The 14,195-nt window shown below is 68.2% G+C and carries 10 protein-coding genes; 1 reads left to right on the forward strand and 9 read right to left on the reverse strand.

Annotated features, from left to right (window positions below; genetic code table 11):
• Positions 1-13 precede the first annotated feature (13 nt).
• From HHL11_RS00290 to HHL11_RS00315, 6 genes are all read right to left on the reverse strand, one after another.
• A complete protein-coding gene (locus HHL11_RS00290) occupies positions 14-1,882 on the reverse strand; it encodes a KUP/HAK/KT family potassium transporter (RefSeq protein ID WP_169416390.1) in 1,869 nt (622 codons plus the stop codon).
• Positions 1,883-1,997: 115 nt separating this feature from the next.
• Entirely contained in the window at positions 1,998-3,275 is a 1,278-nt protein-coding gene (gene gshA, locus HHL11_RS00295; protein ID WP_169416391.1) for a glutamate--cysteine ligase, read from the reverse strand.
• A gap of 82 nt (positions 3,276-3,357) precedes the next feature.
• Positions 3,358-4,638 (reverse strand): glutamate-5-semialdehyde dehydrogenase, encoded by a 1,281-nt coding sequence (locus tag HHL11_RS00300; protein WP_169416392.1) that lies wholly within the window; start codon positions 4,636-4,638, stop codon positions 3,358-3,360.
• Between the two features lie 43 nt (positions 4,639-4,681).
• Positions 4,682-5,749, reverse strand: coding sequence for a DNA polymerase III subunit delta (gene holA, locus HHL11_RS00305; protein ID WP_169416393.1), 1,068 nt, complete (start codon positions 5,747-5,749; stop codon positions 4,682-4,684).
• Between the two features lie 14 nt (positions 5,750-5,763).
• Positions 5,764-7,566, reverse strand: a complete 1,803-nt coding sequence (locus HHL11_RS00310) for a CocE/NonD family hydrolase (RefSeq protein WP_169416394.1) — start codon at positions 7,564-7,566, stop codon at positions 5,764-5,766.
• Positions 7,567-7,571: 5 nt separating this feature from the next.
• A complete protein-coding gene (locus HHL11_RS00315; protein ID WP_169416395.1) occupies positions 7,572-8,528 on the reverse strand; it encodes a Bug family tripartite tricarboxylate transporter substrate binding protein in 957 nt (318 codons plus the stop codon).
• Between the two features lie 115 nt (positions 8,529-8,643).
• Here HHL11_RS00315 and HHL11_RS00320 point away from each other — a divergent pair, with 115 nt between their 5' ends.
• Positions 8,644-9,561 (forward strand): LysR family transcriptional regulator, encoded by a 918-nt coding sequence (locus HHL11_RS00320; protein WP_169416396.1) that lies wholly within the window; start codon positions 8,644-8,646, stop codon positions 9,559-9,561.
• 5 nt (positions 9,562-9,566) lie between these two features.
• Here HHL11_RS00320 and rocD read toward each other — a convergent pair whose 3' ends face one another.
• The 3 genes from rocD to leuS all read right to left on the reverse strand — a co-directional run bounded on the left by rocD (position 9,567) and on the right by leuS (position 14,177).
• Positions 9,567-10,829, reverse strand: a complete 1,263-nt coding sequence (gene rocD, locus HHL11_RS00325; protein ID WP_169416397.1) for an ornithine--oxo-acid transaminase — start codon at positions 10,827-10,829, stop codon at positions 9,567-9,569.
• A gap of 172 nt (positions 10,830-11,001) precedes the next feature.
• Positions 11,002-11,562, reverse strand: coding sequence for an LPS-assembly lipoprotein LptE (locus tag HHL11_RS00330; RefSeq protein ID WP_169416398.1), 561 nt, complete (start codon positions 11,560-11,562; stop codon positions 11,002-11,004).
• Entirely contained in the window at positions 11,559-14,177 is a 2,619-nt protein-coding gene (gene leuS / locus HHL11_RS00335) for a leucine--tRNA ligase (protein ID WP_169416399.1), read from the reverse strand. The genes HHL11_RS00330 and leuS overlap by 4 nt, the downstream gene beginning before the upstream one ends.
• Positions 14,178-14,195: the final 18 nt, after the last annotated feature.

Here is a 14,195-nt window from a genome sequence, read left to right on the forward strand (position 1 = left end):
GCCCCCCAGAGTATTAGATTTCGACCTTGCTGCCCAGCTCGACCACCGAATTGCTCGGCAGGTTCAGGAACTCCGCCGCCGCACCGGCGTTGTGGTGCATCTGCGCGAACAGCTTCTCGCGCCACTGCGCCATGCCGCTGCCGATGGTGGGCACCACCACGTCCCGCGACAGGAAGTAGCTGGTGGTCATCGGCTCCAGGTCGCAGCCGCGCGTCTTGACGTGCTCCAGCGCGCGCGGCACGTCGGGGTCGTTCTTGAAGCCGTAGTGCAGGATCACCTGCCAGCAGTCGTGCCCCATCGATTCGATTTCGGCGCGCTTGTCGAGCCCGATCCACGGCACCTCGTGGTTGCGCACCGTGACGAACAGGTTGTGGTCATGCAGCACCTTGTTGTGCTTCAGGTTGTGCAGCAGCGCGTTGGGCACGGTGCCCGGCTCCGCCGTCATGAACACCGCCGTGCCCGGCACGCGCAGCGGCGGCGCGGCGAACACGGACTCGAGGAAGCTCTTGAGGTCGATCGATTCGTGGATCAGCTTGTCGGACAGGATGGCGCGCCCGCGCTTCCACGTCATCATCAGCGTGAAGATGCAGCCGCCGATCATCAGCGGGAACCAGCCGCCGTCCACCAGCTTCAGCAGGTTGGAGCTGAAGAAGGCGAAGTCCACCAGGAAGAACCACGAGGTCGCCAGCAGGCACAGCCACAGCGGGTAGCCCCAGCCGTAGCGCACGACGAAGAAGGTCAGCGTGCTGGTGATCAGCATGTCCAGCGTCACCGCGATGCCGTAGGCCGCGGCCAGGTTGCTGGACGAGCGGAACATGACGACAGCAACGACGATGGCGACGAACAGGCCCCAGTTCACGGCCGGCAGGTAGATCTGCCCGGTGTCCTGCACGCTGGTGTGCTGGATGTTCAGGCGCGGCAGGTAGCCGAGCTGCACCACCTGCTTGGTGACGCTGAAGGCGCCGGTGATCAGCGCCTGCGAGGCGATGACGGTCGCCGCGGTGGCCAGCACCACCAGCGGCACGATCGCCCAATCGGGCGCCATCATGAAGAAGGGGTTCTTCACCGCCGCCGGGTTGGCGAGCAGCAGCGCGCCCTGGCCGAAGTAGTTGAGCGTCAGCGCCGGCATCGCCACGCTGAACCAGGCCAGCCGGATCGGCTTCTTGCCGAAGTGGCCGAGGTCCGCGTACAGCGCCTCCGCGCCCGTCACGCACAGCACCACCGCGCCGAGGATGATGAAGGCGATCATCGGGCTCGCCAGCATGAAGCGCAGCGCGTAGCCGGGCCACAGCGCCTTCAGGATCTCGGGATGGGTCAGGATGTGCGAGACGCCCAGCGCCGCGATGCTGACGAACCAGACCAGCATGACCGGCCCGAAGAAGCGGCCGATGCCGCCGGTGCCGCGCTTCTGCACCATGAACAGGCCCAGCAGCACGATCAGCGTCAGCGGGATCACGTATTCGTCGAGGTGGGGCGAGACGACCTTCAGGCCTTCCACCGCCGAGAGCACCGAGATCGCCGGGGTGATGACGCCGTCGCCATAGAACAGCGAGGTGCCGAAGATGCCGACGGCCAGCAGCGCCTGGCGCAGCCGCGGCTTGTCCTTCACGGCCTGCGAGGCCAGCGCCAGCATCGCGATGAGGCCGCCTTCGCCGTTGTTGTCGGCGCGCAGGACCAGCACCACGTACTTGATCGAGACAATGACGGTGAGCGTCCAGAACAGCATGGACAGCACGCCGTAGACGTTGTCCAGCGTGAATGGCACGTGCCCCGATCCGAACACTTCCTTCACGGAGTACAGGACGCTGGTGCCGATGTCGCCGTAGACGACACCGATGGCGCCTATGGTCAGCGCCGGAAGCGAGGATTTCGAGTTCTGCACGAGCAGCCCCGTCCCGGATGGACTCAACCGGCGGGGTCTTGAACTTTGGGACCGCTATTGTGCGCCCGCCGGGCTGCCGCCGCTGACATTTTGTTGCAGCGCAGCAACCCAGGCTTTACGCGTAGACCTCGGCTTCGGGGTCGGTGGCTTCCAGCTCGTAGCTGGCCGCCAGCATGGCCAGGCGGCCGATCACACCGTACATGTAGAACCGGTTCGGGGCGCTGGCGCCCGGCTTGTGGCCCGGTTGCGGCATGCGGGTGCTTTCCGTGAAAGCCAGCGGCACGTAGTGGGCGCCCGGGGCGTTCAGGGCCTCGTCGTCGCCACGCTCGGCGTGCACGCGGTAGAAGCCGCCGACCACGTAGCGGTCCATCATGTAGACCACCGGTTCGGCCACCGCCTCGTTCATCCGCTCGGCGGTCAGCACACCTTCCTGGATGATCACGTCGTGGACTTCCGGCGCGCCCTTGCCCTTGCCGCGCTTGAGCAGATGGTCCAGGTCCTTGGCCTCGCGCACCGGCATCACGCCGAAGCCGTAGGAGGCGTCGGCCTTGACCACCACGAAGGCCTTCTCGTTGATGCCGTATTCCTTGTACTTCTTGCGGATCTTGGCCAGCAGGGCGTCGACGTTCGTGCGCAGCGTCTCCAGGCCTTCATCGGACTGGAAGTCGACCTCGCCGCACTTGTTGAACATCGGGTTGATCAGCCACGGGTCGATGCCCAGCATCTTGCCGAAGCGCTTGGCCACTTCCTCGTAGCTCTGGAAGTGGCGGCTCTTGCGCCGCACCGACCAGCCCGCGTGCAGCGGCGGCAGCAGGTACTGCTCGTGCAGGTCTTCCAGGATGCCGGGCGCGCCGGCCGAGAGGTCGTTGTTCAGCAGGATCGTGCAGGGGTCGAAGTTCTTCAGCCCCAGGCGTCGCTTGCTGCGCACCACCGGCTCCAGGGTCACCGTCTCGCCCGTGGGAAGTTCGACCGGCGTCGGCTTCTTGATGGCCGGGTCGATGGACCCGATGCGCACGTTCAGCCCGGCGCCGTGGAAGATGCGCTGCAGCTGGGCGATGTTGCTCAGGTAGAAGGTGTTGCGCGTCTGGTTCTCGGGGATGATCAGCAGGTTCTTGGCTTCCGGGCAGATCTTCTCGATCGCCGCCATGGCCGCCTGCACGCCGAGCGGCAGCATTTCCTGCGTGAGGTTGTTCCAGCCGTGCGGATAGAGGTTGGTGTCGACCGGCGCCAGCTTGAAGCCGGCGTTGCGGATGTCCACCGAGCTGTACAGCGGCGGCGTGTGCTCCATCCACTCCAGCCGGAACCAGCGCTCGATGGCCGGCATGGAATCGAGGATGCGCTGCTCGAGCTCGTTGATCGGGCCCGTCAGGGCCGTGATGAGATGCGGAACCATGCGGCCCTTCTAGTTTTTTGGCGATCGCGGGTCAACCCGCGGGATTCTAGATGGGGCCGGTGAAGGTCAGAACAAGTCCAGCTCAGCTGCGGACTTCTCCGTTGCCCAACACGATCCACTTCAGCGAGGTGAGGCCCTCGAGGCCCACCGGGCCGCGCGCATGGAACTTGTCGGTGCTGATGCCGATCTCCGCGCCCAGGCCGTACTCGAAGCCGTCGGCGAAGCGCGTGCTCGCATTCACCATCACGCTGGCCGAATCCACTTCGCGCAGGAAGCGCTGCGCGTGCACGTGGTCGCGAGTCAGGATGGCGTCAGTGTGGTGCGAGGAATAGCGGTTGATGTGGGCGATGGCTTCGTCCACGCCGGCCACCACCTTCACGCTGATGATGGGCGCGAGGTATTCCTCGGACCAGTCCTGCTCGGTGGCGTCCTTCAGGTCCGCGCCGGGCACGACTTGCAGGATGGACCTGGCTTCGGGGTCGCAGCGCATTTCCACGCCCTTGTCCGCGAACACCTTGCCGATCCTGGGCAGGAAGTCCTTGGCCACGCCGCGCGCCACCAACAGGCCCTCGCTGGCGTTGCAGGGGCTGTACTTGTTCGTCTTGGCGTTGTCGGCCACCTTGACCGCCATCTCGATGTCGCAGGGATCGTCGACATAGGTGTGGCAGTTGCCATCGAGGTGCTTGATGACGGGCACCTTGGCTTCGCGCGAGATGCGCTCGATCAGGCTCTTGCCGCCGCGCGGGATGATCACGTCCACGTATTCGGGCATCGCGATCAGGTAGCCGACGGCTTCGCGGTCGGTGGTCTGCACCAACTGCACCGCCTCGGCGGGCAGGCCGGCATCGACCAGCGCCTGCTGCACCAGGCGCGCCAGCGCCTTGTTGGATTCGATCGCCTCCGAGCCGCCACGCAGGATGCAGGCATTGCCGCTCTTGATGGACAGGCTGGCGGCCTCGATGGTCACGTTGGGCCGGCTCTCGAAGATCATGCCGAACACGCCCAGCGGCACGCGCATCTGGCCGACGCGGATGCCGGTAGGCTGCTGCTTCATGCCCAGGATCTCGCCGATGATGTCCGGCATGGTGGCGAGCTGCTCGCAGCCCACGGCCAGGGTCTCGATGATCTTCGGCGTGAGCTTCAGGCGGTCCACCATGGGCGCGGCCAGGCCGGCGGCAGTGGCACGCTCGATGTCTTTCGCGTTGTCCTGCCGCAGCGAGGCCACGTTGGCCCGCAGCAGGGCCGCCAGGCCGCGCAGCGCCGCCGACTTCTCCGCCGCCGACGCCGCCGCCATGCGCGCGGACGCTTCCCGGGCCTGCAGGCCCAGGCTGTGCATGTGTTCGGCGATGTTCAGGGCGTTCATGCCCGCATTATCCCAGCGCCGCCTCGGCCGCGCTTGGGCGGGGCTACGCGGCGCGCTTTGCCGTCGGCGCCACCGCCACGCACAGGTCCAGCGCCAGCTTGTGCAGCGCCTGCCAGCCATCGTTCGGCCAGCCCGGCGCCTTCAGGCCCTTGACGATGCCGTCCACCGTGTGCGCGCCGTGCAGCAGGTTCTCCAGCGCGGTGACGCTCAGGCGCGGCAGCACGCGCTCGAACAGCTTTTCCTTCAGGCCCCAGACCCGCTGTTCGCGCAAGGCCACCGGCAGCGGCCGGCCGCCGGCCACCGCGTCCTTCACCCGCTTCAGCGCCCGGATGTCCTCGGCCAGGGTGTAGTGCACCAGCACCTCCGCCTCGCCCTCGGCCTGCAGCCCGTCCAGCATGCGCTGCACCCGCGCCACCTGGCCGGCCAGCACCGCCTCGGACAGCTTGAACACGTCGTAGCGCGCCACGTTCAGCACCGCGCTTTCCACCTGCTCGAAGCCCAGTTCGCCGGCGGGGTACAGCAAGGCCAGCTTCTGGATCTCCTGGTGCGCGGCCAGCAGGTTGCCTTCCACGCGGTCGGCGAAGAACTGCAAGGTGCGCTGGCCCTCGTCGCCGGCGGCGACGCGCTGGTTGTTCTGCGCCAGCCGCTGCGCGATCCACTGCGGCAGCGCGCCGCGCTCCACCGGCTGCACTTCGATGGCGACGCCGTTGCTTTCCAGGGCGGCGAACCAGGCCGACTTCTTCGTCTGGAAATCGAGGCGCGGCAGCAGCACCAGGGTCAGCGTCGAATCATTGCCGGCCGCCTGCTCCGCCATCTGCTGCAGCGCGGCGCTGCCGTCCTTGCCCGGCTTGCCGGAAGGAATGCGCACTTCGACGATCTGCTTGTCGGCAAAGAGCGAAAGCGAGCCGCCTGCCGCCAGCACCTCGCTCCAGGGATAGTTGGCGCCGGAGACGGCATGGACCGTCCGCTCGGTGTAGCCCTGCTGGCGGGCGACGGCGCGGATGGCGTCGGCGGCTTCCTGTTGCAGCAGCGGCTCGTCGCCGTGCAGCGTGTACAGCGGGCGCAGGCCGCGCTGCAGGTGGGCGGTCAACTGGGCGGGCGCAAGCTGCATGCCCGCAAGTTTAACTAGGGGACGACCGGCAGCACCAGCCGCGAAGCATGCACGCCCGAAACGTGGACCGCATTGATGGCCTTGCGCCGCGGCCCGTCGCTGCCCTCGGGCGCGCCGGTGTTCGGGTTGACGTCGAAGCGCGGGAAGTTGCTGCTCGAAACATCGAGCCGGATGCGGTGCCCCTTGCGGAACAGGTTGGACGTGGGCATCGGCTCGATGGTGATTTCCGCGATTTCACCGGGCTCCAGCAGCTGTGGCCGCTCCCAGGAGCGCCGGTAGCGGCAGCGCAGGATGCCGTCCGTGAGGTTCATCGCGAAGCCCTGCGGCCAGTCCGCGCTGGGCGGGTACACGTCGACCAGCTTGGCCGTGAAATCCGTGTCGGGCGCGCTGGAGGAAATCCAGAGCCGGACCAGCACGGTGCCCGTCACCTCCAGGTCCTCGGCCAGCGGCTCGGTCTGGAAGACGAGGACGTCGTCGCGCTCCGCCAAGGGACCATACGGCGCCGTGGCCGCGAAGGTGCCTTCGCTGGTGCTCTGGTCGTAGGCGCCGGGAAACATCAGCGGCTCGCCGGACGTGATCGAGCCGCCCAGCGTCGGCACCGGGTGCTCGGAGTCGAACTCGTAGCGGAGGACCGATTCGCCTTGCGGCTTGCGGGACGACAAGGTGCCGTCGGCGTGCAGGTACAAGGCCAGGTCCTGCGTCCCGGGCACGGGCCAGTCCGCCGCGGCCTGCCAGCTGCCGCCATGCAGCAGGCGGCCTTCCGGCGTGCGTTCGCCGCTGCCGCCGCCCATGCGGAAGTAGCGCACCCGCGGCCATTCCGCCGCCTTGCGGTCCGGCCGCAGCCAGCGGTCGAACCACTCCAGGCGCATGCGCGTGAAGTCCGCGGCGAGCTGTCCATCCAGCACTGCCGCCGGCCCGAAATCGACATCGCCGGCATGGCGCACGCTGCGCTCGCCATGCGTCCAGGGTCCCAGCACCATCCAGGCACGGCCGCCCGCCTGGTGCGCGATGCCCGCGTAGTTGTCGGTCGTGGTCTGGGCGTAGGGGTCCCACCAGCCGCACATCAGGAAAGTCGGCACGTCGCGATAGGCCGCGTAGTCGCCCGCGGCGTACAGCTCCGGCTGGCGCCAGTAGTCGTCGAAGTTGCCGCGCTCCCATTGCTGGAACAGGTAGTCCTCGTACTCCGGCGCCCATTGCAGCGGCGAGCGGCCGCGCGCCCAGGGCAGCGCGTGGAACCAGGCGCGGATGTCTTCGCGCCGCAGCGCAGCAAGGGCCTGTTCGTCCTGCACGCCGCCATCCAGTGCATTGCGCAGCGCCCAGGTCGCCTGCTTCAGCTCGAAGGCGCCGCCATGCCGGATGCCGCCGCGATACGCGTTGGAGAAGCCGCCGGCTTCGAGGAACAGCGCGCGCAGGCCCGCCGGCCGTTGCGAAGCGAGCGCCGTCTGCGTGTGCGCCGAATAGGACATGCCGAAGGCGGCCACGTCGCCATTGCACCAGGGCTGCCCGCGGATCCAGGCCAGCGTGTCGGCGCCATCGCTGGCTTCGCCGATGTACTTGGTGAAAGTGCCTTCCGAGCCGTGGCGGCCCCGGCAGTCCTGGACGACGACGGCATAGCCCGTGGCCGCGAACTCGCGCGCCAGCTCGCCGCGCCGGCGCGGCTGCGGCTGCGAGGCGGTGCGCTCGCGGCGCGAGACGGCGTCGCGGCCATAAGGCGTGCGTTCCAGCAGCACGGGCGCGGGGCCGCCGCCCGGCGGCAGGTAGACGTCGGTGGCAAGGCACACGCCGTCGCGCATGGCCACCATGAAGGTCGAAGACATCGCGCTCACTCCAGCTTCAGGTTGCGTTCCTTGATGACGCGGGCCCAGCGCGCCGTGTCCTCCTTCACGTACGCACCCAGCTCCTGCGGCGTGCTCGGCGCCGGTTCGGCGCCCTGCGCACGCAGCTTGCCAGCCACGGCGGGGTCGTTCAGGGCGCCTTGCAGCGCCGCGCTCACCTTGTTCACGGCGTCGGCGGGCGTGCGCGCCGGTGCGAACACCGCGTACCAGATGTCGTAGGTGAACTCGGGCAGGCCGGCTTCGGCGAAGGTCGGCACGTTCGGCAGCAGCGGCGAACGCTTCGCGCTGGCCACCGCCAGCGGCACCAGCTTGCCGGCCTGGATGTGCTGGGCGACGCTGGGCACCGCATTGATCCCGAGCTGGACGACGCCCGCCAGCAGCTCGTTCACCGAAGGCGCTGCGCCCTTGTAGGGAACGTGCACCATCTCCGTCTTCGTCAGCAGCTCGAACATCTCCATCGACAAGTGGTTCGGGCTGCCGGTGCCGCTGGAGCTGAAGTTCAGGCGCCCGGGCTGCCTGCGCGCCAGCGCGACCAGCTCCGGCACCGTCTTCACGCCCAGCGAGGGATGCGCCGTCAGCACCGGTACGTTGAACAGCACGCGGCCCACGGGCGTGAAGTCGCGCGCCGGGTTGTACGCGAGGTGCGTGTTCAGCAGCGGTCCTGTCACCATGTTGGAGCCCGCGCCCAGCAGGAAGGTGTAGCCGTCCGGCGCCGCCATCGCAGCCGCCTGCACGCCCGGGATCCCCGGCTTGTTCTCGATGATGACGGGCTGGCCCAGCGACTCGGACATCTTCTGGGTGACGACCCGCAGCGCGTTGTCCGCCGCCGCGCCGGGCGGAAAGGGGATGACCAGGCGCACGGGCCGCTCGGGGTAGCCCGCGGCCTGCGCCGGCGCCAGGACGGCCGCCAGGGCGCAGGCGCCCAACAACTTCCAGGTCTGCATGGAACCGTACTCCGTGTTCGAAGGCGACGCGATTCTGTGGGACGCCGCGGGAGCGCACAACGGTATGAGCGCCCCGCATGGCCCTATGCGCGGACTGTGGCAGCATCCGCAGGCCATGAACCTCCGGCAGCTCGAGGCCTTCCAGGCCATCATGACCAGCGGATCGACGATCGCGGCCGGCGAGCAGCTGGGCCTGTCGCAGTCGGCGATCAGCCGCATGCTCGCGCAGCTCGAAGAGGACCTGGGCCTGCGCCTGTTCGCGCGCCAGAAGGGCCGGCTGGTGCCCACGCCCGAGGCCGAAGCGCTGCTGCCTGACGCGCAGCGCGTGGTCGAATCGGCCCTGGGTTTCCGCCGCCACTCGGAGCAGCTGCGCCTGGGCGGCTTCCAGCGCAAGCTGCTGAAGGTGGCGGTGCCGAACACGCTCGCGTCCGAAATGATGCCGGCGCTGGTGCGGCAATTCATGGCCGAAAGGCCCGACGTGGTGCTGGAGGTGCTGTCCACCAGCTACGGCGAAGCGGCGCGGGCCGTCGTCGGGCGCGACGTGGACCTGGCCATGGTGCAGCTGCCGGCCGACATTCCGGGCCTCGCGCTGCTCGCCACGCTGGAGACGGACATCGTCTGCGTGCTGCCCGAGGGCCACCGGCTGGCCACCCGCGAATCGCTGGGGCCCGCGGATCTCGAAGCGGAGCCGCTGGTGTTCCTGGGCCGCCAGCGCCAGCTGCGCCACGAGATCGACCAGGCTTTCCGGCAGGCCCGCGTGCTGCCGCGCGTGGCGGCCGAAGTGCATTCGGTGGGCGTGGCCTGCAGCTTCGTCGCCGCGGGGCTGGGGTTAGCCCTGGTGAATGGCCTGATCGCGAGCTATTGCGACCGGCTGCCGCTGGTGCTGCGGCCTTTCAGGCCGTGCATCGGCACGCAGCTGGGGCTGGCGGCGCTGGAGGGGACGGGTTCAGGCAGCCTTTGCACGGCCTTTGCGCAAAGGATGATGGAAGCCGTGCGTGAGCGCGCGGCGGGGCACACGCGCGTGCTCGCGTAGAGGTTTTACGGTTTCGGCACGCCCAGCTCGCGCAGCTTTTCCTGGCAGACCTGGCGAAACACGTCGACCGCGCGGTCGATCAGCGCGTGCGTGATCGTCAACGGCGGCGCGAAGCGGATCACCGTTGCGTGCGTTTCCTTCGACAGCACCCCGCCGCGCGCCAGCCGTTCGACCAGCTGGCGAGCCGTGGCACAGGATGGTTCCAGGTCCACGCCCACCCACAGGCCGCGCCCGCGCACGTCGCGGATCAGCGGCTGCACCTCGGCCTGCACCTCGCGCAGGCGGGCGAACAGGTAGTCGCCCTTTTCCGCGCACTGGTCGACGAGATGCTCCTCTTCCAGCACCTTCAGCCCTTCCAGCGCCACCGCCGCCGCCAGCGCGTTGCCGCCGAAGGTGGAGCCATGGCTGTTGGGCGTGAAGACCTGCATCACGCGGTCGTCGGCGCAGAAGGCGCTCACAGGCAACAGGCCGGCGCCCAGCGCCTTGCCCAGGATCAGCGCGTCGGGCCGGATGCCTTCGTGCTCGAAGGCGAACCACTTGCCGGTGCGGCCGAGGCCCGCCTGCACCTCGTCGTCGATCAGCAGCACGTTGTTGGCCGTGCACCAGTCGCGCAGTTCGCGGAAGAAGCCGGGCGGCGGCACCCGCACGCCGGCCTCGCCCTGGATCGGTTCGATCAGCACGGCGCAGGTGTCTACGCTCGCGGCCGCCTTCAGGCTGGCCATGTCGCCGTAGTCGAAATGCTGGAAGCCGCCGTCGAAAGGCCCGAAGCCGGTGCGGTACTCCTCCTCGCTGGAGAAGCCGATGATGGTGCTGGTGCGGCCGTGGAAGTTGCCGCGCGCCACCAGGATGCGCTGGCGGCCGTCCGGGATGCCCTTCACCTGGTGGCCCCAGCGCCGCGCGCACTTGATCGCCGTTTCGACCGCTTCGGCGCCGGTGTTCATCGGCAGGATGCGCTCGAAGCCGGTCAGCGCCGACAGCTTCTCCAGGAAAGGGCCCAGCGTGGTGCTGTAGTAGGCGCGGGACATCACCGCCACCTTCTGCAGCTGGCGCTCGGCGGCGGCCACCACCCGCGGATGCAGGTGGCCGTGGCTCACGGCCGAATAGGCGCCCATGATGTCGATGTACTCGCGGCCTTCCACGTCCCAGACCAGGCAGTCCCTGGCGTGGTCGACCACCACCGGCACCGGCGCGTAGTTGCGCGCGCCGAAGCGGGCTTCCTTGCCCACGTAGAGGTCCGTGGGGTTCGTGTTGCTGCTGCTTGCATCCATCGCAATCTCCCGCCGACGTTCGTGGCGTGCGTGACCTTTGCGGCGGCCTGGCTCTTCGTTGGAGTCGGGCCGCGACAGGAGGTTGCAGGTTCGCAGTGGAGCCGTCCAGGGCTTGTAGGACGGGAAGGTCAGCCGGCGCAAGCCGGCCGACGGGCGGGCCGCGGCCCGCGTCTTACACGGCCTTGATCGAGGCCAGCCGGCGCATGATCTGCTGCACCAGGTCCGTCTGCATGTCGCGGTACAGCAGCGCTTCTTCGGATTCCTTCGACAGCACGTTGGATTCGTTGAAGCTGATGTCGCGCGTCTGCAGCAGCTCGGTCTCGGGAATCAGTTCCTTGCCACCCGCGCTGCGCAGGCGGATGCGGATCCGCGTGCGCAGCTCGAACTCGCGCACCTGGCCGGAGGCGGTCAGGCCCACGACGATCTTCTCGCGCTGCTCCTGCAGGATGTCGAGGATGACCGAGCCGGGCGCGGTCGGCACCGGCGCGCTGGCCGGCGCCTGCGGCGCGGCAATGGTCGTCGGCGCCGGCAGCACCGCTGGCGGCGGCGTGGTCAGCACCTTCACCTTGCCGGTGGACTGCAGGTTGCGCCGCAGCTCCGGCATCAGGTTGGAGCCGCCGGGCGCGTTGATCAGGATGGCGTCGAACGCGAAGTCCGGCGCTTCCCGCAGCTTGAAACCGCAGCCGGCCAGGACCGCCGGTGCGGCCAGCGTCAGGAGGAAACGACGCTTCATACGACCACGTTCACCAGGCGACCCGGCACCACGATGACCTTCTTCGGCGTGGCGCCGGCCGCGAACTTGGTGAACGCTTCGCTCGCCAGCGCCGTCTTCTCGATCAGCGCCTTGTCCGCGCTGGCGGGCACCAGGATCGAGCCGCGCAGCTTGCCGTTGACCTGCAGCATCAGCTCCACTTCGTCCAGCTTCAGCGCGGCCTCGTCGACCTGCGGCCAGGGCGCGTCGAGCAGCTCGCCGATGGATTCGCGCAGGCCCAGCTCGTTCCACAGCGCCTGAGTGACGTGCGGCGTCACCGGGTACAGCGCGCGCAGCAGGATGCCGAAGCCTTCGCGCTGGACGCCCGCGGCGCCGGCCTCGGCCTCGCCGTCGAAGCTCTCCAGCGCGTTCAGCATCTTCATCGCGCCCGAGACCACGGTGTTGTACTGCATGCGCTGGTAGTCGTAGTCCACCTGCTTCAGCACCGAGTGGATCTCGCGGCGCAGCGCCTGCGCCTTCTTGCCGTAGCCGGCGCCACTGGCACCGGCCGGGGCCTGCGCCAGCTTGGCGCCGTAGTTCCACACCCGGCGCAGGAAGCGGTAGCTGCCTTCGAGCGCGGCGTCGTTCCACTCCAGCGTGGCTTCCGGCGGCGCCGTGAACATCGTGTACAGGCGCGCGGTGTCGGCGCCGTACTTCTCGATCAGGTGCTGCGGGTCGACGCCGTTGTTCTTGGACTTGGACATCGTGGTCCAGCCCTCGTAGGTCACCGGCTGGCCGTCGGCCTTGGCGGTGGCGGACAGCACGTTGGCGTGCTCGTCGCGCACGATGTCCAGTTCATGCGCCCAGTAGTACTGCTTGCCAGTCGTGGTGCGCGAGAAGGCCTCGTTCAGCACCATGCCCTGCGTCAGCAGGCGGGTGAAGGGTTCGTCGATCGTGACCAGGCCCAGGTCACGCATCACCTTGGTCCAGAAGCGCGCGTACAGCAGGTGCAGGATCGCGTGCTCGATGCCGCCGATGTACTGGTCCATCGGCATCCAGTACTGCGTGCCGTCGGCGACCATCTTCTGGTCGTTCTTCGGGTCGCAGTAGCGCATGAAGTACCAGGACGAATCCACGAAGGTGTCCATGGTGTCGGTCTCGCGCCGCGCCGGCTTGCCGCACACCGGGCACTTGCAGGCCAGGAAGTCCTCGCGCTTGTTCAGCGGGTTGCCGCTGCCGTCCGGCACGCAGTCCTGCGGCAGCACCACGGGCAGGTCCTTTTCCGGCACCGGCACCGCGCCGTGTTCGTCGCAGTGGATGATGGGGATCGGCGTGCCCCAGTAGCGCTGGCGGCTCACGCCCCAGTCGCGCAGGCGCCAGGTGGTCTTCTTCTCGCCCAGGCCCTTCAAGGACAGCTGGTGCGCCACAGCGTTGACGGCGTCCTTGTAGTTGAAGCCGCTGAAGATGTCGCTGTTGATGGTGACGCCGATTTCCTTGTCGGCGTACCACTCCTGCCAGCGGTGGTAGTCGTAGTGGCGGCCGTCGACGTCGACCACCTGCAGGATCGGCAGCTTGTACTTCAGCGCGAAGGCGAAGTCGCGCTCGTCATGGCCCGGCACGCCCATGACGGCGCCGTCGCCGTAGCCCATGAGCACGTAGTTGCCGACCCACACCGGCACCTGTTCGTGCGTGAGCGGGTGCGTCACCGTCAGGCCGGTGGGCATGCCTTCCTTCTCGCGCAGCGCCAGTTCGGCCTCGGTGGTGCCGCCCTTCTTGCATTCCTCGATGAAGGCGGCGATCTTGGGGTCGCGCTTCGCGGCCACCGCGGCGATCGGGTGCTCCGGCGCCACAGCGGCAAAGGTCACGCCCATGATCGTGTCGGCACGCGTCGTGAAGACGTACATGTGGCCGCCGCCGACCAACTGGCCGTCTTCGCCCTTGATGTCGTGCGTGAAGGCGAAGCGCACGCCTTCGCTCTTGCCGATCCAGTTTTCCTGCATCAGCTTCACGCGCTCCGGCCAGCCGGGCAGGTGGTGCTGCACGTGGTCCAGCAGTTCCTCGGCGTAGTCGGTGATCTTCAGGTAGTAGCCCGGGATCTCGCGCTTCTCGACGACCGCGCCGGTGCGCCAGCCCTTGCCGTCGATCACCTGCTCGTTGGCCAGCACGGTCATGTCCACCGGGTCCCAGTTGACGACCTGGGTCTTGCGGTAGGCGATGCCCTTTTCCAGCATCTTCAGGAACAGCCACTGGTTCCACTGGTAGTAGCTGGGGTCGCAGGTGGCGATCTCGCGCGACCAGTCGATGGCCAGGCCCATGGCCTGCATCTGGCCCTTCATGTACGCGATGTTCTCGTACGTCCACTTGGCGGGCGGCACCTTGTTCTTCAGCGCCGCGTTCTCCGCCGGCAGGCCGAAGGCGTCCCACCCCATGGGCATCAGCACGTTGTAGCCGTTCATCCGCAGGTAACGCGTCAACATGTCGTTGATCGTGTAGTTGCGAACGTGGCCCATGTGCAGCTTGCCGGAGGGGTAAGGCAGCATGGAGCAGGCGTAGAACTTCTTCCTGCCCGCATCCTCGGTCACGCGGTAGGCATCGCGCGCGGACCAGTCGGCCTGGGCGGCCTTTTCAACCGCCAGGTGGTTGTACTTGTCTTCCATGATGGGGAAATTGTAGGG

It is taken from the genome of Ramlibacter agri (genome assembly GCF_012927085.1).
GTDB lineage: Bacteria > Pseudomonadota > Gammaproteobacteria > Burkholderiales > Burkholderiaceae_C > Ramlibacter > Ramlibacter agri.